An 18894-nucleotide genomic window follows, 5' to 3' on the forward strand; every position below is an offset into this window, starting at 1 on the left:
ATGCGGAGCGATCACGTACGTTTGTGGACCCCACTGGTGTGCGCGCTGCTCGTCGTGGCGGCCGTGCTGACGGTCCTGGTGGCCGTCCGCTGGGGTCCGCTCCTGTCCTTCGACGGCCGGATCGCGCGGGGTCTGCACTCCCACGCGGTCTCCCACCCCGGGGTCACCCGGCTGATGCGGGTGCTGACCGACTGGGTCTGGGACCCGTGGACCATGCGGGCCCTGGCCGGCGCGGCCTGCGTGTGGCTGTGGTGGCGGGGCGAGGGCCGGTGCGCGCTGCGGGTCGCCCTGGCCACCCTCGCGGCCTCGGTGGTCAGCCAGGGGCTGAAGATCCTGGTCGGGCGGGAGCGGCCGGTATGGCCTGATCCGGTCGACTCCGCGGACTACGCCGCCTATCCGTCGGGGCACGCGCTGACCGCGATGGTGGTCTGCGGCCTGCTGGTGCGGCTGGCCGCGCGCGGGTCCGGTCGGCGGTCCGCGCGCCCGGCCGCCCGGACCGTCCCGGCCTTGGCGCTGGTCCTGGCCGCGGTCTCGGTCCTCGGGGTCGGCTTCACCCGGATCTACCTCGGCGTCCACTGGTCATCGGACGTCCTGGCGGGCTGGCTGCTGGGTGCGGTGCTCGTGGCGTTCGCGGTCTCGGACGGTGCCTGCTCTGGGCGATCCCCCGTGTCGCCCAGAGCAGGCGGTCCGGTGCGTTGAGTATACTGGCTCCGAGCCAGTCAACGCAGGAGCAAGCATGTCCCCGCGCAGCGCATCGGTCAATGAAGAATTGCGCAGGCGTTCCCGGGAGCGACTGCTGCAAGCCACGGTCGAGCTCGTCGCGGAGCGCGGGTACGAGGCCACCACCCTCGGCGACATCGCCGACCGGGCCGGAGCCGCCCGCGGCCTGGTGTCCTACTACTTCCCGGGCAAGCGCCAGCTCCTGCAGTCCGCCGTGCACCGGCTGATGCACCTCATGCTGGAAGCGGCGCTGGAGCGGGAGCCGCGTACGCAGGACGGCCGGGAGCGCCTGGCCCGGGCCATCGACGCGATCCTCGGGCTGGCCCGTGACCAGCCCCGGCTGATGCGGACCCACATGGCGGGGATCCTCCAGGCGGAGGGTTTCGTCCAGTGCGTCGAGCAGCAGCGGCTCGCGGAGCTGCTGCGGGACACCGTCGTGCGGTACGGGTCCGCGGAGGTGGACACCGACTACCCGCTGCTGCGGGCGCTGTTGATGGGCGCGGTGGTGGCGGTGCTGCTGCCGGGCGCGCCGATGCCGGCGGCCCGGCTGCGGGCCGAGCTGTTCCAGCGGTACGGGCTGGACTGGGAACTGGGTGTTCCGCCGGACGGTGGACCGCCCGGCGGAACGTTTCCCTCGCCCCGTTAGCGGTAGTCGGGCTGGGTCTGCACGTTGAGCCGGTCCAGCCACACCCACTTGGCGCTGTCGGTGCGCCAGTCGTCGAGCCGCAGCACGTCGAGGCCCTTGGCGATGTCGTTCGAGTAGATGTGCCCGTTGTAGTAGTACGCGGACCAGGAGCCGCCGAGGCCGAGCTTGTCGGTGGTCAGCGGGCCGCGCTCGAAGTAGGCGATCTCCTTCGGGCTGGTGGAGTCGGTGAACTCCCAGACGGAGATGCCGCCCTGGTACCAGGCCTGGACCATGATGTCGCGGCCGCCGCCGACCGGGATCAGCGAGCCGTTGTGGGCCACGCAGTTCTCGGTGTCGGCCTGCAGGCGCGGGATCTTGAAGTAGCTCTTGAAGACGAGCTTGCGCTGGTCGCCGCGGCCGGTGATCTCATAGATGCCGTCGGCTCCCCGGGTGGGGCCGGTGGCCTCGTTACAGGTGGCGCCGCCACCGCCGCCCAGCTCGTCGGTGAACACCACCTTGTTCGCCCGCTCGTTGAAGGTGGCCGAGTGCCAGAACGCGAAGTTCACGTTGTCCTGGACCCGGTCGATGACGCGCGGCTGCTCGGGCTTGCTGATGTCGAAGAGGATGCCGTCGCCCATGCAGGCGCCCGCGGCGAGGTCCTTGGAGGGCAGCACGGTGATGTCGTGGCAGCCCGTGGTCTTGGAGACGCCCGGGTTGGTGGGCCCGCCGGGGTTGCCGCCGTCCGGGAAGAGGATCGGGAAGGCCACGACCGCGGCCTGCGTCGGGTTCTTCTTGGGCACCTTGATGACCGAGATGCCGTCGTGCGGAGGCTTGCAGTCGGGGAACGCGTCGTTCGGGTTGTACGAGGAGACGTAGAGGTAGGCGTCCCGGCCGCCCGGCACCAGGGTGTGGGTGTGGGAGCCGCACGGGGTCTCGACGGACTTGATGTACTTGGGGTTCTTCTTGTCCTTGATGTCGAAGATCTTGATGCCCTCCCACGAGGACTTCTCCGTGGCGGGCTGCGAGACGCTGTTGCACGAGTCGTCGCTGCGCGAGGAGTCGGTGGACAGGAAGAGCAGGTCCCCGTCGACCGAGATGTCGTTCTGCCCGCCGGGGCAGAGCACTTCGGTGACCTTCTTCGGCGCCTTGGGGTTGCCGATGTCGTAGATCGTGAAGCCGTTGTAGCTGCCGCCGTAGGCGTACTTGCCCTGGAACGCCAGGTCGGAGTTGATCCCGTTCGGGTCGCTGCTGGGGATGTTGGCCAGGGGTTTGATGTTCCGGCTGTGGACTATCTCGTCCTGGCCCGGGATCTCGCCCGGCGCCAGTTCCCGTCCCGCGCCGACCGCGGTGGCGGCGCCCTGCGACGCACCCGCGCCCGGGAGCAGATCTCCCGGATCGGGGGTGGCGGCCGCGGGTCCGGCCGCCAGTAACGTGGTGAGGAGCCCGGCCGCCGCTGCGGCCACTCCCAGGGATCTGCGCCGTCTGCTGGTGTGCATCGAGGTCACTGTGCCCTCCCATGGGTCCGATCGGTTCCGCCCGTGGTGGGAACGGAACGCGGACCCCGGCAGTATGGTCCTTTGCATGGACATGGCGAAAGTCTCACTCGGGCGAATCGTCGGAGCGGCCCTGACCGTCGGGCTCCTGCTCCCCCTCACCGGCTGCCGGGACGGCGGCGGGACGGACGGCGCGGCCGACGGCAAACCGATGGTGATCGCCCCCGGCAAACCCGGCGAGAAGGCGCGCACCATCTCCCCCGAACAGGCCGCGAAGGAGCTGCCCGACGACACCCCCAACGCGGCGGACCGAGCGTACGTGCGGAACATGATCGAACACCACGGTCAGGCGCTGACCATGAGTGCGCTCGCCCCGGACCGGGCCTCGGCCGACGGGGTCAAGCGGCTCGCCGAGCGGATCGCGGCCGCGCAGAAGCCCGAGATCGGCGCGATGGAGGGCTGGACGGCCCGCCACCCGGCGCCCACCGCCGACCCGGGTGGCCACGACCACGCGGCGATGCCCGGCATGGCCTCCGAGCAGCAGCTCAAGGAGCTGAGCGCGGCCCGGGGGGCGGACTTCGACCGGCTCTTCCTGGCCCTGATGACCACCCACCACGAGGGCGCCCTGAAGATGACCGGCGAGGTCCTGGCCTCCGGCAACAACGCCGTCGTGGAGGAGATGGCCAACGAGGTGGCGGCCACCCAGAGCACCGAGATCCACCGGATGCGCGCGATGGGCTGACGGCCCGGGCACCCGGTGTCATGCTGGGAACACCTGCGGGAGGAGCTCCGCCGTGCTTCGTATCGCCGTCGTCGGATCGGGCCCCAGCGGGGTCTACGCCGCACAGACACTCATACAGCAGCGTGAGGTGCCGGGCATCCGCGTCGACGTGTTCGACCGGCTGCCGGCTCCGTACGGGCTCGTGCGCTACGGCGTGGCCCCCGACCACGAGAAGATCAAGTCCCTGCAGGGCAGCCTGCGCACCGTGCTGGAGGACGAGCGGATCCGCTTCCTCGGGAACGTCGAGGTCGGCGGGGACGCCCTGCCCACCGCGCGGCTCCTGGAGCTGTACCACGCGGTGGTCTACTGCGTCGGCGCGGCCCGGGACCGGATGCTCGGCATCCCCGGCGAGGACCTCGTCGGGGTGCACTCCGCCACGGCCTTCGTCGCCTGGTACAGCGGCCATCCGGACGCCGCGGGCGAGGCTTTCGGGCTGCCCGGGGTGGATTCGGCGATCGTGGTCGGCGCCGGGAACGTGGCGGTCGACGTGACGCGGATCCTCGCCCGGGGGGTACCGGAACTGGCCCCCACCGACATGCCGCAGCCGGCCCTGGGCGCGCTCGGCGCCAGCGCGGTGCGCGCGGTCCACATGGTGGCCCGGCGCGGGCCCTCGCAGGGCAAGTTCACCACCAAGGAGCTGCGCGAGCTGGGCACGCTGCCGGGCGTGGACGCACTGGCGGACCCGGCGGAGCTGGCCCTCGACCCGGCGTACGCGGACCCTGGCGCGGCCCTGCCCGCGGTGAACCGGCGCAACGTGGAGGTGCTGCGCGGCTGGGCGGCGGCTCCGGCGAGCGGCGGGGAGCGGCGGATCGCGCTGCGGTTCTTCCTGCGCCCGGTGGAGGTGCTCGGCGGACCGGACGGCCGGGTCACCGGGATGCGGTTCGAGCGCACGGCCCCCGACGGCCGCGGCGGGGTCACCGGCACGGGCGTCTACGAGGACGTCCCGGCGCAGATGGTCCTGCGCTCGGTGGGGTACCAGGGCGTCCCGCTGGACGGGCTGCCCTTCGACGAGCGGCGCGGTACGGTCCCGCACGCCGCGGGCCGGGTGCTCCGGGAGGGCCGCGCCTCCGTCGGCGAGTACGTGGCGGGCTGGATCAAGCGCGGCCCGACCGGGGTCATCGGCACCAACCGGCCCTGCGCGAAGGAGACGGCCTCCTCCCTGCTCCAGGACGCGGGGGCGCTGGCCCGCCGCGAACGGGAGCGGGACCCGCTGGAGGCCCTGCGGGAGGCGGGGCTGCGACCGGTCCGGTGGCCGGGGTGGCTGGCCATCGAGACGGCCGAGGCGGAACTGGGGCGGTCCCTGGGCCGACGCTCCGTCAAGATCCCGGACTGGGCGGGCCTGCTGGCCGCGGCGGGTGACACGGACTGATCCCCGGGCGGCGGGCCCGGGGCCGCCTCAGCCCCGGTCGCGCACCTCCTCGGCGGCGGCCGCCGCGAGGACGCCGTCGAGCAGCCCGGGGAACAGCTCCGCCAGCTCGGCACGGCGCAGTCCGTTCAGTTTGGCCGTGCCGCGGTAGCACTGGCGCACGACACCGCTCTCGCGCAGCACCCGGAAGTGGTGCGTGGTCGTGGACTTGGTGACCGGGAGTTCGAAGTGCGAGCAGGCCAGCTCGGCGTCCGTGGCCGCGAGGTCCCGGACGATGGACAGCCGGACCGGGTCGGAGAGGGCGTGCAGGACCCCTTCGAGGCGGATCTCGCCGGCCTCCGGGTGGGCGAGGACACGGGCCGCGTCACGTTCCGTCATGTCCGTACTCCACTCGCTGGGTGATACCGCGATTCCCGGTGTGCCTCCATCGTACGAGAACCATCGTAGGAGCGGAGCCGCACGACCTGGTGGGGCGCGGGGGCCCGGCCCCCGCGCCGCGATGGTTCACCAGGAGCGGTGGTACTGCTCGGGCGTACGGATCTCTGCGCCGAGTTCCACGGCCGCGCGGCGGGCCCAGAACGGGTCGCGCAGCAGCTCGCGGCCCAGCAGGACGGCGTCGGCCTCGCCGTTGGCCAGGATCTTCTCGGCCTGCTCCGGCTCGGTGATCAGACCCACGGCGGCGACCGGGAGGGAGGTCTCGGCCTTGACCCGGGCCGCGAAGGGAACCTGGTAGCCGGGGCCGACCGGGATCGTCACGCCGGGGGCGAGGCCTCCGGTGGAGACGTCGAGGAGGTCCACGCCGTGCTCCTCCAGCAGCCCGGCCAGCCGGACGGTCTCGTCCGCGGTCCAGCCGTCCTCCTCGAGCCAGTCGGTGGCGGAGATCCGGAAGAACAGCGGCAGCTCCTCGGGCCACACCGCCCGTACGGCGTCGACGACTTCGAGGGCGAGGCGGGTGCGGTTCTCGAAGGAGCCGCCGTACTCGTCGGTGCGCTTGTTGCTGTGCGGGGAGAGGAACTCGCCGATCAGGTACCCGTGGGCGCCGTGGATCTCGACCACCTGGTAGCCGGCGGCGAGCGAGCGCCGGGCGGCCGCCGCGAACTGCTCGACGACGTACCGGATCTCCCGGACCGTCAGCTCGTGCGGGACCTGGTGGTCCGCGGAGAACGGTACGGGGCTCGGGGCGCTGGGCTGCCAGCCGTGCGCCTCGGGGCCGACGGGCCGCCCGCCCTTCCAGGTGCGGTCCGTGGAGGCCTTGCGGCCGGCATGGGCGAGCTGGATCCCGGGAACCGCGCCCTGGCTCTTGACGAAGGAGGTGATCCGGCGCAGCGCCTCGACCTGGGTGTCGTTCCAGATGCCGAGGTCGTACGGCGAGATCCGCCCCTCGGGTGCGACGGCCGTGGCCTCCTGGATGATCAGGCCGGTACCGCCGGTGGCGCGGGCCGCGTAATGCGCGAAGTGCCAGTCGTTCGCCACGCCGGCGTCCGGACCGGAGGGCTCGGCGCTGTACTGGCACATCGCGGCCATCCACACCCGGTTCGGGACGGTGACCGAGCGGATGGTCCACGGCTGGAACAGGGCGGCGAAGGATACGGGGGCAGCACTCATGAGGGATCTCCAGGGCCGACTGGAAGCGCACCGGGGAACCGGCCGCTAAGTACGAGAGTCACCGTACTACGAAATCTCTCGTAGTACGAGACCCTTCGTATGACTGGGCGGGCTCGCGCGCGGCGACCCGCCTCTGTCAGTGGTCGGGTGCAGACTGGCGGGAAAAGCTGCCGTGCAGGACAAAGGCGTCCGGAGGTGTCGGCCATGACCGACGTGGTATTGCTCGCGGGGACCCGCAAGGGACTGTTCATCGGCCGCCGGGGATCCGGCGGCACCTGGGAGTTCGGCGAGCCGCAGTTCAACGCCCAGGCGGTCTCCGCCGTCGCCATCGACCGGCGCGGCGGCGCGCCCCGGCTGCTGGTCGCCGGGGACAGCACGCACTGGGGGCCGTCCGTCTTCAGCTCCGACGACCTGGGCGCGACCTGGCGGGAGCCCGCCGCGGCCGCCGTGAAGTTCCCCGAGGACACCGGAGCCTCCCTGGAGCGGGTCTGGCAGCTCCATCCGGCCGGCCCCGAGGCCCCCGGCGTGGTCTACGCGGGGACCGAGCCGGCCGCCCTGTTCCGCTCGGCCGACCGCGGCGAGTCCTTCGAGCTGGTCCGCCCCCTGTGGGAGCACCCGACCCGGGACAAGTGGGTCCCGGGCGGCGGGGGCGAGGGGCTGCACACGGTGATCACCGACCCGGGCGACCCGGACCTGGTCACGGTGGCGGTCTCCACGGCCGGGGTGTTCCGGACCAAGGACGGCGGGGCGAGCTGGGCCCCGTCCAACCACGGGGTCTCGGCGGTGTTCCTGCCCGATCCGGATCCCGAGTTCGGCCAGTGCGTGCACAAGATCGCCCAGGACGCCGGGGACACCGGCCGGCTGTACCTGCAGAACCATTGGGGCGTCTACCGCAGCGACGACGCCGGGACCCGCTGGACGGACATCGGCGCCGGCCTGCCCTCCGACTTCGGCTTCGCGGTGGCCGCCCACCCGCACCGGCCCGGCACCGCCTACGTCTTCCCGCTCAACGCCGACTCCGACCGCGTCCCGGCGGAGCACCGCTGCCGGGTCTTCCGGACCCGGGACGCGGGCGCGAGCTGGCAGCCCCTGACGAAGGGCCTGCCGGCCGGGGACCACTACGGAACGGTGCTGCGGGACGCGCTCTGCACGGACGACGCGGACCCGGCCGGGATCTACTTCGGCAACCGCAACGGCGAGCTGTACGCCAGCCAGGACGACGGGGACAGCTGGCAGTTGCTGGCCGAGCACCTCCCCGACGTCCTGTGCGTACGGGCCGCCGTGCTGAACGGCTAGGCCGGCGGCGGCCCGTACCCCCGCCTCCGGGCGCTCAGCCGGTGAGCCGGCCGGCCTCGCGCACGGCCTGCGCCAGTTGGCGTACGGCCGGATCCTCGGTGTGCCCGGCCAGCCGGTCCGCTTGCCCGGCCAGGCTCCTCAGCGGGAGGGCGCCCGGCACCCGCTCCCAGCCGCCGTCGCGCTCGCGCAGGGCGGAGGCGAAGTAGGCGGCCACCGCGGTGACCTGGAAGCGGGTGGATGCTTCGGTCCACACGTCGCCGGACAGGGCCGCCGCCTCGATCCGGCCGGACTCCTCGTGCGGCGCCCGGGTGCGCGGGTCCAGCCAGCGGACCGTCGCCGTCGCCAGGTGTCCGGTGGCGCCCGGGCGCAGCCGTACCGCGTACAGCGCGGTCACGGTGTGGCCGGAGCCGACCTCTCCCCCGTCCACGGAGTCGTTCCTGAAGTCGCCGTCGGCGACGCGGCGGTCGTCGTAGCCGATCAGCCGGAACCGTTCGACGGTCTGCGGATCGAAGGCGACCTGCGCCTTCGCGTCGCGGGCCCGCAACTGCACGTGCGCCGGGAGTTCCTCGCAGAACACCTTGCGGGCGCCCTCCTTGTCGGAGACGTACGTGGTGTGTCCGTCACCCCGGTCGGCGAGCTGTTCCATGAAGGCGTCGTTGTACTGACTGCCCACGCCCACGCCGAACAGGGTGATCCCGTGCTGGGTCCGGGCCTCCCCGATCCGCTTCAGGATGGTGTCGGCGGAGGTGGCGCCGGTGTTGGCCAGGGCGTCGGAGAGCAGGACGACGCGGTTGGTGGCCCCGGCCCGCAGCGACTCGACCGCCACCTCGTAGCCGCGGACGACCCCGGCCTCCACGTTGGTGGAGTCGGCGGTGCGCAGCGCGTCGACCACCTCGTGGATCCGTTCGCGGTGGCCTTCGACGCGGGTCATCGGGAGCCGGGTCTGCGCCGTGCCGCTGAAGGTGACGATGGCGACCGAGTCGTCGTCGCGGAGCTCGTCGGTCATGAGGTTCATGGAGGTGCGGACGAGGTCGAGGCGGCCGGGCTCGGCCATGGAGCCGGACACGTCCACGACGAAGGTGAGCGCCGCGGGCGGCCGCGCCTCGGCGCCGTCCGCCCCGCCGTTCCCGACCCGGGTGGCGAGGCCGACGCGGACCAGCGACCAGTTCGCCTCGGTGGTGCGGGCCCCGTCCACGGTCACGGTGAAGCCGTCGCCGTCGGGCTCCCGGTAGTCCTGCCGGAAGCTGTTGACGAACTCCTCGGGGCGCACGGTGGCGGGGTCGGGCAGTTTGCCGTCGGCGAGGGTGCGGCGGGCGTACCCGTAGCTGGCGGTGTCCACGTCGAGCGCGAAGGTGGAGAGGTAGTCGGCGGGCGGTCCGGTGGGGCGCCGCCCCTCGCTCTCCCCTTCGGCGACTCCTCCGCCGGAGCGGGTGGCGGACGGCCGCGGCGCGGAGTCGCCGCCCTTCCACTCCCCGTCGGCCACGCGGTTCGAGCCGCCGCTCCCGCAGCCGGTCAGCAGGAGGCCGCCGGCGAGGAGCGCGGCGGTCAGTCTGCCGTGGGTTCTCCGCCGGGCCGGGCGCCCTCTGCGGGAGGTGCCGGGGGTGCTGGGCGTGCGGTCCTCGTGGGGCTCCATACCGTCTCCCTCGAACGTCATCGGTGCTGAATATGACGCGGGGGAAGGGGAGTTGGAGCAATCGAACCTGTTGCGAACAGGTATCGAAGCGACAACGGGCCGCCGAGGGGGCGCCGGAGGCCCCGTGCGCGCGGACGGCGGTACGCGGTACACGGGTGGCGGACTGGGCCAGTAGAGTGATCGACCGTGGCAGCACGACCGTTGAACGAGATCGTCGAGCCGGGCTGGGCCCGAGCTCTGGAGCCGGTGGCGGCGCAGATCGCCGCGATGGGCGACTTCCTGCGCGCGGAGATCGCGGCGGGCAGGACCTACGTCCCCGCGGGCGCGAACGTGCTGCGCGCGTTCCAGCAGCCCTTCGACGAGGTGAAGGTGCTGATCGTCGGGCAGGATCCGTACCCGACGCCGGGGCACGCGATCGGCCTCTCCTTCTCCGTGGCCCCCGAGGTCAGCCCGTGGCCCCCGAGCCTCGACAACATCTTCCGCGAACTGCACGCCGATCTCGGCACGGGCCGGCCCCGGAACGGGGACCTGACCCCGTGGACCCGGCAGGGCGTGCTGCTGCTGAACCGCTCGCTCACCACCGCCCCGCGCAAGCCCAACGCCCACCGCGGCAAGGGCTGGGAGGCGGTGACCGAACAGGCCATCCGTGCGCTCGCTGCCCGCGGCAAGCCCCTGGTGTCGGTGCTGTGGGGGCGCGAGGCGCGCAACCTCCGGCCGCTGTTGGGCGAGCTGCCGGCCGTGGAATCGGTGCATCCGTCCCCCATGTCCGCGGACAACGGGTTCTTCGGCTCCAGGCCGTTCAGCAGGACCAACGACCTGCTGGTCCGCCAGGGCGCGCAGCCCGTGGACTGGCGGCTTCCCTCCACAGGGTGACCGGAGGGGTGACCAACGGGGTGACCGAAGGCCTGAACGGTATCTGACATTCCTCGGATAAATACGGACAGATGCCGCCGAAGAAGGCCCTGCCTGAACACCCTGTTTCGATAAACCAGTAGCATGCGGCGCCATGAGCTCCCCCACTGGGCCCGCAAATGGCCTGCCCGTACGAATGCCGCGACCCCGCCAGACCGGACGGCACCGCCGGCCCGAGCCCGCGGTGGCGCCCGAGGGCGCACCCGCGCTGGTGCTCGCCGTGCCCGGTGCCCCCTCGGCCGCCTCACGGGGGCTCGCGGAAGAGATCATGAGCATCGGCCGCTCCGAGCTGCCCGGCCTGGACGCCCGGGTCGGCTTCCTCGACGGTGACGACGCCACCGAGTTCCCGTCCCTGTCGGGCGTGCTGACCGCCGTCGCCCGCGACCGCGCCGCGCGCGCGGAGTCCGCCCGCGCCGCCGGGCAGGAGGTGCCCACGCCGACCGGCCCGGACGCCGTGGTCGTGCCCCTGCTGGCCGGCCCCGACGGAGGCCTGCTGCGCCGCATGCGCCAGGCCCTGATGGACTCCTCGGCCGCCGCCGAGCTGGCGGACCCGCTCGGTCCGCACCCGCTGCTCGCCGAGGCGCTGCACGTACGGCTGTCCGAGGCCGGCCTCGCCCGCGCCGACCGCGCCAGGCTCTTCAGCGTGACCACGGCCGCCGACGGCATCGTCCTGGCCACCACCGGCGGCGAGGAGGCCGTGCAGGCCGCGGGCATCACCGGCATGCTGCTGGCCGCCCGTCTCGCCGTGCCGGTGATGGCCGCCGCGCTGGACGAGGAGGGTTCGGTGGCCGCCATCGCCGACCAGCTCCGCCGCGAGGGTTCGACGCAGCTCGCGCTGGCCCCGTACCTGATCGGCCCGGAGGCCGCCGAGGGGCTCCTCGACACCGCCTGCAAGGAGGCCGGCTGCAGCGCCGCCGACGTGCTCGGCGCGTACCCCGCGCTCGGCAAGCTGGCCGTCGCGCAGTACTCCGCCGCCCTCGGGATCACCCAGGGCGCCGCCGCCCACTGACCCCACCCGCTCATGCCGTGCGTACGAGGGCCCGCGCCCCGGACTGTTCTGAATCGAACGAGCCGGAGCGCGGGCCCTCGTACGTACGGCGGTCGACGACCGGCCCGGGCCTCAGCCGAAGACCACGCAGGTGGCGGCGGGCACGGCCACCGAGCCGGCCCGGCGCGGCTCGCCGGTCAGCGGGTCCACGTCGAACCAGGTGACGTCGCCGGAGCGCTCGTTGGCCGCGTACAGGCGGCGCCCCGACGGGTCGGCGGCGAGATCGCGCGGCCAACTGCCCCCGCACGGCACGGTGCCCGTGAACAGCGGCTTCTCCGCGCCGCCGGCGAGGGAGAGGGTGGCGATGGTGTCGGCTCCGCGGACGGCCGCCCAGACGAAACGGCCGTCGGCGGAGGCCACGACCGCGGAGGGGTAGGCCGCCGCGGCCCCTGGAGCACCCGTGAAGGCGACCGGAACCTCGGCGACCGGTTCCAGCACGCCCGACTCCCCGTTCCAGCGGCAGACGGTCAGCTGCGGCTCCAGCTCGTGCAGTACGTAGACCACCTCGCCGGAGGGGTGGAAGGCGAGGTGCCGGGGGCCGGTCCCGGCGCGCAGCGCGGTCTCGGCGTGGAGGACCGGGGCCCCGGTGTCCGGGTCGAGCGCGCAGACCCGTACCGAGTCGGTGCCGAGGTCGACGCTGAGCACCCAGCGGCCGCCGGGGGCGGGCAGCACCTGGTGGGCGTGCGGGCCCTCCTGTCGGTCCGGGTCGGGGCCGGAGCCCTGGTGGGCGAGTACGGCGGCGGGTTCCCCGATCGCGCCGTCGGCGGCGAGCGGGAGGCTGCTCACGCTGCCGGAGGTGTAGTTGGCGGTCAGCAGCCGGCGCCCGGCCACGCTGAGGTGGGTGGGGCCGGAGCCGCCGACGCGGACGGGGGCGCCGAGGGGGGTCAGACCCTCGGCGGTGGTCCGGAAGGCGCCCACGGCGCCCTGTTCGCCCTCGCTCACGGCGTACAGCACGCCCACGGCGGGGTCGTGGGCCAGGTACGAGGGGTCCGCGACGGCGTCCGCGGCCGAGAGCACGGTCAGCGCTCCGGTGGCCGGATCCACGGCCGCGGTGGTGACACCGCGGCCGCCCCCCGAGGTGAACGAGCCGATCCAGGCCCGGTGTCCGCCGCTGTGGGCCGTACGGTCCGTACCGCCCACACCACTGTCCGCGTCGCCCACGGGAGGCCCCTCTCCGCCGTTCCGGATCCGTTCGTGAGCGACGGTAACAGAAGGTCTAGACCAAATCCCGCCCTTGGGCCCGTTCCTGGGCGCCGGGGTGGTGGACGTAGGCGGTCGAGCTCGGCCGGTCCTCGTAGGTGCGGTGGAAGACCGGGGTGGCCGATCCGGAGATGGGCGGCACGATCCAGGACCAGTCCGCGCCCACGTCGCGGCCCTTGCGCTCCTCCTTCTCCAGGTGGGTCAGGAAGCGCCGGGACTCCGTGTGGTGGTCGGCGATGGTGACCTTGGCCCGGTCGAAGGAGTGCAGCACCGCCCGGTTGAGCTCGACGAGCGCCCGGTCCTTCCAGAGGGAGCGGTCGCTTGCGGTGTCGAGGCCCATGCGGCGGGCGACCGCGGGCAGCAGATTGTAGCGGTCGGTGTCGGCGAGGTTGCGGGCGCCGATCTCGGTGCCCATGTACCAGCCGTTGAAGGGCGCCGCCGGGTAGTGGATGCCACCGATCTCCAGGCACATGTTGGAGATCGCGGGTACGGCGTGCCAGCGCAGGCCCCAGTCCGACCAGCCGTCACCGCCGGCCGCTCCGTCGGGGTGCTCGATGGGCACCTCCAGGACGGCGTCCGGGGGGACGTCGAACCAGCGGGGTTTGTCGTCGACCCCCTGCACGACCAGCGGAAGGAGGTCGAAGGGGGTGCCGGGGCCGCGGGACCAGCCGAGGGAGAGGAGCGCACTCGTGAGCTCGGCGTTGCGGGCGTCGCCGACGGTTATCGAGGGGTGGTCGCCGTAGCCGGCGTACCGGACCAACTGCTCGCTCCAGATGACCGGTCCCGGGCGGTCCGGAGTGTCGGGGGCGAAGACCGTGATGGTCGGCCGCACCCGGCCGCCGTTGGTGGCCTCGCGCAGGTGCTCGAAGCACTCTTCGGCGATCCCGTCGGCGTCGGTGAGCCCGCGGCGGTCGCGGACGCGCAGCGAGTTCCAATACAGCCTGCCTATGCAGCGGTTGCTGTTGCGCCACGCGACGCGGGCGCCGTGCTCCAGCTCCTCGGGAGTGTGCCGGTACGTGTCCGTCTCGGCGAGCTCGGCCCGTACGGCGGCGAGCCGCTCGCGCGGATCACCCGCGTCCGGATTCTCCCTGTGGAACAGTCGGATGAACTCCTCGGCCGCTTCCCACACCTGAGCGGTGCCGGCGCGCTGTTGAAGTATTTCCATTCCGGGCGGTTACCCCCTGTCCGACCAGGTCCACCCCGCGCGCCGTGAACGGGCGCCATGCCGGATGAATGTGCAATGAACAATCACCCGTTGTACACGCCGCAGGTCAGCGCCGTGCGGAAGGCGCGCCCGGAACACTCCTCCGTGTGATCTTCATCCATCGGCCTGCGGACGGGACATGGGGGGACGTACCATCCGCGGCAGCACCGGACCGCTCGACCGGCTGCCGACCCGAGCTCACCGGCCGCCGACCCGAGGTCTCAGACGCGCGCCTCGTCGTGGATCACGCGCACGGCGGCGGTGGCGGCGACCACCGCGGAGCGGGCGGAGCCCAGCGCCTCGCGGGCCGCCTCCAGGCCGTCCTCGCGGGAGAGCAGGGCCGCGGCGTCGGCGGCGCAGTCGATCAAGTGCAGAGCCACCCGGGCGAGTTGCTCGTCGGATCCGTACGCATCGTCCACGGCCTTGCGCGCCCGGGCCAGCATGTCCAACGCCTCGGTCAGTCCCGCCGGCGGAATCCTGCGCTCGGAACGAATGTCTCGCTTCACCGTCGCCACTCCCGCCACCGGTCATGTGGGCCATTTCGCGATCACCAGGCAGGAAGGATCCTGCCGTTCCCCTCCCCCGCGGCCAACGGGCCGGGGCATCCTGATCTTGCATTGCCGGAACAAGAAGGGGGTCCAGATGAACACCAACACCGCACATCCCGACATTGACGGCTGCACGTCGATCTGCGGCGACTGCGCGGCCGGTTACCGCAAGGCATTGCGCGAGGGCGGCTTATCGGGAACCGTTCCGAGGTGCCTGATCGCTTTCGGACTGCTGCGGAAGCCGGAGGGCTCCCCCGACCACCTCCCGGTACCGCCCTCGGTCGCCGCGATCACCCTCGCCCGGCCGATCAAGCGGGCCATCCTGGACCAGCGGGCCGTGCTCGACACGCTGATCGCCTCCCTCGCCCCGATGGACGCCGTCTACCGGCACGAACGCCGGCACCACCAGGCCCACGTACAGCCCCTGATCGGCCGCGAGGTCATCGACACCGCCGTCCAGGAAGCCCTGGAGACCTGCTCGGAGGAACTGCTCAGCGCGCACCCCGAGGGCGGCCGACCCTCCGGCGCGCTCGCCGACGCGCTGCCCCGCGATCTCCCCGGCCGGCCGGGGAGTCCGCCAGCGCACGATCTACAGCCACACGGTCCGCGCGCACGGCCCGACGCTCGCCCACATGGAACGGATCACCCGGGAGGGCGCCGAGGTACGGACGGTGGGCGAGAGGTTCGAGCGGCTGATCGTGTGCGACCGGTCGGCGGCGTTCATCGCGGTGCTCACCGAGAGCGGGAATGACGCGTACGCCCTGGAAATCCGCGAACCCGGCCTGATCCAGTACCTCACGAAGACCTTCGAAGCCGTGTGGGAACGGGCGGTCCCCGTCGAGTTCGACACGACGGGACAACGCCCGCCACAACTCACCGACGAAATCCAGCAGGCGATTCTCGAACTCATGGTGCGGGGGCATACGGACGAGGCCATTTCCAAACGGCTCGGCCTGAGCACCCGCACCATCGGCGCGCACATCAAACGCGCCTCGACCCGCTTCGGCAGCCGCAGCAGGGCCGAACTCGGTTTCAGCCTCGCGAAGGCCGGAGTCCTCGACGCCGGCCGGAACGCGCCCGGGCCGCCGGGGTCAGGCGCCCACCAGCGGGGAGCGTGACGCACTGCGCAGGGGTCCGTCGAGCTGGGCGAGGAGCCGCTCCAGACCGTGCAGATGCGCCAGCGCGGGCTCCGAGGCGGCCCGCGCGGGGTGCACGGCCTCGGCGGCGGACCGGTGCTCCGCCTCCGCGGCGCGTTCCGCTTCCGGCGCCAGCAGGGCCTCTACGGCGGCCTCCACGCGCCAGCACGCCGCCGCGAGCCGGGCGTCGTGGCTCGCGTCCGGGTCCGCCGCCACCGAGACCAGCCCGCGGACCTCCACGGCACACTCGTCGAGCAGCGCCAGCACCCGGCGGGCCCTGGCCTTGCGGCCGCGGTAGGGGCTCAGCGGGTGGACGAGCGGGGCCAGGGAGAGCCGTACCCGGCCCAGGAACAGTTCCAGCTCCGCGGCGTGCGGCGCGGGGTCGGCCACCGGGGAGCCGGCGAGCCGGGCCGCGGCCTCGGCCGTGCAGGTGCGCACACAGCGCAGCGCGCGCTGGATCCACAGGTCGTTGGTCGCGTGGGTGGTCACCGGGAGCACCAGGATCACGGCCAGCCCGGCGCACACCGCGCCGACGGCCGTCTGCTCCAGGCGCAGGACGAGCAGACCGGGATCGAGTACGCCCAGCAGTCCGTAGAGCAGGCCGGCCATCACCGTCACGGCCAGCATCATCCAGCTGTAGGACACGGCGGCGGTGTAGAAGATCCCGAAGACGCAGAGCGCCACCAGCACGGCCGTGGGCGCCGGCGCCCCATTCAGCGGGATGGCTATCAGCACTCCCGCGCCGATGCCGAACACCGTGCCGAGGACCCTGCGGAAGCCGCGGACCAGGGTCTCCCCGCGCGAGGCGGTGTTGACGAAGATCCACCAGGCGGTGCCAACGGCCCAGTACCAGCGGTCCTCGGAGAGCACCTGCCCGATCGAGAGGGCGACGGCGCAGGCGGCGGTCGCCTGGAAGGCCTGGCGGGTGGTGGGCCGGGCCAGCCCCCGGCCGGGCGGCGGCGCCGGTGCGGCGGGCGGCGGAGTGCGCCGCTCGATGGGCCAGAGCAGGAACCGCACCGCACTCGCGGCGGCCAGGGCCAGGCCGACCGCCGCGTACAGCTCCGGGAGCTGGGCGGGGACGGCATGGAGGAATTGCGTGATGAAGAAGTTCATGAACGCGAAGATCCCGAGCGCGTGGCCGCGCGGGCCCCATCGGCGGGCGTAGACACCGCAGAAGACGACGAGGAGGAAGGCCGCGTCACGGGCGAGGGGCACCCCGTGCAGGAGGGTGGCGAGGGCCAGTACCGGAAGCCCGGCCGTCGGCAGCAGCGCGGTCGTCACCGCTTGCCGGCGTACGGTCGCGTCGGTGACGGTGAAGAGGGCCAGCAGGGCCGCCAGTCCGCCGGTGATGGAGGCGGTCAGGGAAAGTCCGGCGAGTTCGGCCACGGCGACGGCCAGGCCGACGCCGATCACCGCACGGGACGAGTTCCTCAACCTCACGCGCCCCGGATCCGGAGCCACAAACATTCTCTTCACGGCGGTCGGCCGCCCCCTGTCTTGCCTCTCGCCGCACCACGGGCCGCCCGGGGGTGGTGGGCGCGCGCAGACACGACGAAGGCACCGCGCTCCGGATCCGGCCTCGTTGCCGTCCGGCGCTGCGCGGCGCCGATTATGCATGGATAGGCCAAGGATAAGCATGTAAAGGGGCAGTGGCTCAACACATCACCGAGAGGCTGTGCCATTGGCCCAGTCAAGAGGCGGTTCGGTCGGCCGGGCGAGGCCAGTGGCCATGCCCCGGTCTCGTCACGGCCGGCACCTCCCCCGGGTGGAGCCTTCGCCGCGGCGGCGTACGAGGTGCTCGCCCGCGCCGGGGCCCGGGCCGACCGGGCACGCAGCGCGGCGCGGAAGGTCCGGGACGAGTAGGCCTTGTCTGTGATGACCCGCTCGGGTCGCAGGCGAGGTCGTCCCGGCCTACTGCCCGCGACGCAGATCAGGTCGATGACGGTCTCGGCCTGGGTGCAGGCGTTACGGCTGCCGGCTGTGAGTACGAAGGACAGGGGTCGGCCGCGTCCGTCGCGGGCTAGGTGAATCTTGCCGGTCAGCCCGCCGCAGGAGCGTCCGAGGTCTCGTTCATCGAGCCCCCTTGGGCGGCTGTGCGCTGGTGGGCCCGCACGATCGTGGAGTCGATCGAGACCAGCCAGTCCACCTCGCCCCGAGTCTGGGCGGCGGCCAGCAGACGGTCGAAGGTTCCGTCGGCCGCCCAGCGGGCGAACCGTCCGTGGACGGTCTGCCACGGCCCGAACCGCTCGGGAAGGTCCCGCCAGGGCGCGCCCGTGCGTTGAGGACTTGGCGGTTGTTCACCCGAGGACGCCCGCCGTAGCCCGCGGCAGCAGCGGAGCGGGTAACTCCCGCTCGTGAGCGGCAAGTTCGTGGCGGTGACGCATGGGATAACCGCCCCAGACGCGCCAAGTCCTGGGGCGGGCTCCCTGCCCCTCCCCAGGAGCGCACGCCGCGCTTGCCTACACGGGTGAGGTTGCGGGCCAAGCGTATTCGAGCTCGGGCAGCTCAAAGCCCTGCTCGAATCGGCAGACACGCTCATCGGTACAGAGGGCACCATGCCGCTCGTAGAAGGCGATGGCGCGAGTATTGGCGTGCAGGACTTCCAGGTAGACCGAGCTGCCCGGGTGTTCCTCGGCCGCCCATCCCAAGGCGTGCGCCAGCAGCCGGCTGCCGATCCCGGACCCGGTGCGGCCCGGCCTGGCGTGCAGGTTGTCCAACAGGAGCCGACCGTCGGATTGAAGGATCAAATAGGCGAACCCCTGCATTTCGTCCGCATCCTCCGCCACGAACAGCATCGCCCCCGGGTGTGGCTCGCCAAGTCGGCCGAGCCACAGGTCCAGGCGATCTTCGAGAAGAGGGCCGGCCAAGAAACTGCTGGGCATGATTCCCGCATAGGCCGTACGCCAACTCCCGGCATGCAGCGCCGCGATCTCGGCAGCATCGCTCCTGCGGCCCGTTCTGATCTCCATGGGTTCCAGCCTCGCCCACGGCCAAGAGCGATGCCACATCGGGTCAGGTGAAACGGCCAACAGTGCCTTGTGCCGACGGACCCCAAAGGAAGGTGATGCGGGAGCGGGGCGGGAACGGGCCCGGTGGCGGACAGCCGCCTGGTCGTCGCGAGCGCACGCCCGGCCGGGCAACAAGGCCGACGCCCACGTCTGGCGGGAGTCGGACCTGCCGGCCGCGGCGTGCGGGATCCGTACTGAACTTGATTGGGTGATGTCGGGGCTGTTCGCCTGACAGCGTCCGGGTCGTTCCGGTAGCCCTGATGCTGTGAGGTACGCGCAGGGCGGCGGTTTGACCGACGCCGAGAGGGCCGCGCGGGAG

The 18894-nt window shown here is 72.7% G+C and carries 18 protein-coding genes and 1 pseudogene; 9 read left to right on the top strand and 10 right to left on the bottom strand.

Translation table 11 applies throughout. The features are described from left to right. Both AC061S_RS38760 and AC061S_RS38765 read left to right on the top strand, forming a co-directional pair. Nucleotides 1-699 carry a phosphatase PAP2 family protein gene (locus AC061S_RS38760; protein WP_478690572.1) on the top strand — a complete coding sequence of 233 codons (699 nt, stop codon included), beginning with the start codon at nucleotides 1-3 and terminating at the stop codon, nucleotides 697-699. Nucleotides 700-736: 37 nt separating this feature from the next. Further along, nucleotides 737-1366 carry a TetR/AcrR family transcriptional regulator gene (locus tag AC061S_RS38765; protein WP_478690573.1) on the top strand — a complete coding sequence of 210 codons (630 nt, stop codon included), beginning with the start codon at nucleotides 737-739 and terminating at the stop codon, nucleotides 1364-1366. Here the strand turns inward: AC061S_RS38765 and AC061S_RS38770 are convergent. After that, the gene (locus tag AC061S_RS38770) at nucleotides 1363-2841 is read right to left on the bottom strand and encodes an LVIVD repeat-containing protein (RefSeq protein WP_478690574.1); all 1479 of its coding nucleotides are present in this window, start codon (nucleotides 2839-2841) and stop codon (nucleotides 1363-1365) included. The two genes, AC061S_RS38765 and AC061S_RS38770, sit on opposite strands and share 4 nt — an antisense overlap. 85 nt (nucleotides 2842-2926) lie before the next feature. Between AC061S_RS38770 and AC061S_RS38775 the strand changes: the two genes are divergently transcribed. Then, entirely contained in the window at nucleotides 2927-3580 is a 654-nt protein-coding gene (locus AC061S_RS38775; RefSeq protein WP_478690575.1) for a DUF305 domain-containing protein, read from the top strand. A gap of 52 nt (nucleotides 3581-3632) precedes the next feature. Continuing rightward, the gene (locus AC061S_RS38780; protein WP_478690576.1) at nucleotides 3633-4988 is read left to right on the top strand and encodes an FAD-dependent oxidoreductase; all 1356 of its coding nucleotides are present in this window, start codon (nucleotides 3633-3635) and stop codon (nucleotides 4986-4988) included. 27 nt (nucleotides 4989-5015) lie between these two features. Here the strand turns inward: AC061S_RS38780 and AC061S_RS38785 are convergent, their stop codons facing one another. After that, the gene (locus AC061S_RS38785) at nucleotides 5016-5363 is read right to left on the bottom strand and encodes an ArsR/SmtB family transcription factor (RefSeq protein WP_478690577.1); all 348 of its coding nucleotides are present in this window, start codon (nucleotides 5361-5363) and stop codon (nucleotides 5016-5018) included. Nucleotides 5364-5489: 126 nt separating this feature from the next. Beyond that, the gene (locus AC061S_RS38790; protein ID WP_478690578.1) at nucleotides 5490-6590 is read right to left on the bottom strand and encodes an NADH:flavin oxidoreductase/NADH oxidase; all 1101 of its coding nucleotides are present in this window, start codon (nucleotides 6588-6590) and stop codon (nucleotides 5490-5492) included. 204 nt (nucleotides 6591-6794) lie between these two features. Between AC061S_RS38790 and AC061S_RS38795 the strand changes: the two genes are divergently transcribed. Continuing rightward, entirely contained in the window at nucleotides 6795-7886 is a 1092-nt protein-coding gene (locus tag AC061S_RS38795) for a WD40/YVTN/BNR-like repeat-containing protein (RefSeq protein WP_478690579.1), read from the top strand. A 34-nt stretch (nucleotides 7887-7920) separates the two neighbouring features. Here the strand turns inward: AC061S_RS38795 and AC061S_RS38800 are convergent, their stop codons facing one another. Continuing rightward, nucleotides 7921-9519, bottom strand: a complete 1599-nt coding sequence (locus tag AC061S_RS38800) for a vWA domain-containing protein (RefSeq protein ID WP_478690580.1) — start codon at nucleotides 9517-9519, stop codon at nucleotides 7921-7923. Between the two features lie 186 nt (nucleotides 9520-9705). Here AC061S_RS38800 and AC061S_RS38805 point away from each other — a divergent pair, with 186 nt between their 5' ends. Together AC061S_RS38805 and AC061S_RS38810 are read left to right on the top strand one after the other, a co-directional pair. Further along, nucleotides 9706-10392 (top strand): uracil-DNA glycosylase, encoded by a 687-nt coding sequence (locus tag AC061S_RS38805; RefSeq protein WP_478690581.1) that lies wholly within the window; start codon nucleotides 9706-9708, stop codon nucleotides 10390-10392. 133 nt (nucleotides 10393-10525) lie between these two features. After that, nucleotides 10526-11440: a sirohydrochlorin chelatase gene (locus AC061S_RS38810; RefSeq protein WP_478690582.1), complete on the top strand. Its 915-nt coding sequence runs from the start codon at nucleotides 10526-10528 to the stop codon at nucleotides 11438-11440. A gap of 111 nt (nucleotides 11441-11551) precedes the next feature. Here AC061S_RS38810 and AC061S_RS38815 read toward each other — a convergent pair whose 3' ends face one another. From AC061S_RS38815 to AC061S_RS38825, 3 genes are all read right to left on the bottom strand, one after another. Beyond that, on the bottom strand, nucleotides 11552-12640 hold the full coding sequence (locus tag AC061S_RS38815) for a lactonase family protein (protein ID WP_478690583.1): 1089 nt from the start codon (nucleotides 12638-12640) through the stop codon (nucleotides 11552-11554). A gap of 55 nt (nucleotides 12641-12695) precedes the next feature. Further along, complete coding sequence (locus tag AC061S_RS38820) at nucleotides 12696-13844, bottom strand: nitric oxide synthase oxygenase (protein ID WP_478690584.1); 1149 nt, start codon at nucleotides 13842-13844, stop codon at nucleotides 12696-12698. A gap of 260 nt (nucleotides 13845-14104) precedes the next feature. Further along, entirely contained in the window at nucleotides 14105-14389 is a 285-nt protein-coding gene (locus tag AC061S_RS38825; RefSeq protein WP_478690585.1) for a hypothetical protein, read from the bottom strand. A 136-nt stretch (nucleotides 14390-14525) separates the two neighbouring features. Between AC061S_RS38825 and AC061S_RS38830 the strand changes: the two genes are divergently transcribed. After that, nucleotides 14526-15182, top strand: a complete 657-nt coding sequence (locus AC061S_RS38830) for a hypothetical protein (protein WP_478690586.1) — start codon at nucleotides 14526-14528, stop codon at nucleotides 15180-15182. Beyond that, nucleotides 15160-15549, top strand: a complete 390-nt coding sequence (locus AC061S_RS38835; protein ID WP_478690587.1) for a helix-turn-helix domain-containing protein — start codon at nucleotides 15160-15162, stop codon at nucleotides 15547-15549. The genes AC061S_RS38830 and AC061S_RS38835 overlap by 23 nt, the downstream gene beginning before the upstream one ends. Here AC061S_RS38835 and AC061S_RS38840 read toward each other — a convergent pair. From AC061S_RS38840 to AC061S_RS38850, 3 genes and pseudogenes are all read right to left on the bottom strand, one after another. Next, entirely contained in the window at nucleotides 15523-17034 is a 1512-nt protein-coding gene (locus AC061S_RS38840) for an FUSC family protein (protein ID WP_478690589.1), read from the bottom strand. The two genes, AC061S_RS38835 and AC061S_RS38840, sit on opposite strands and share 27 nt — an antisense overlap. A gap of 344 nt (nucleotides 17035-17378) precedes the next feature. Then, nucleotides 17379-17842, bottom strand: a pseudogene (locus AC061S_RS38845) (IS5 family transposase); the annotation flags it as partial. A 184-nt stretch (nucleotides 17843-18026) separates the two neighbouring features. Continuing rightward, a complete protein-coding gene (locus AC061S_RS38850) occupies nucleotides 18027-18536 on the bottom strand; it encodes an N-acetyltransferase family protein (protein WP_478690588.1) in 510 nt (169 codons plus the stop codon). Nucleotides 18537-18894: the final 358 nt, after the last annotated feature.

The sequence above is a fragment of the Streptomyces sp. CA189 genome (assembly GCF_056428985.1).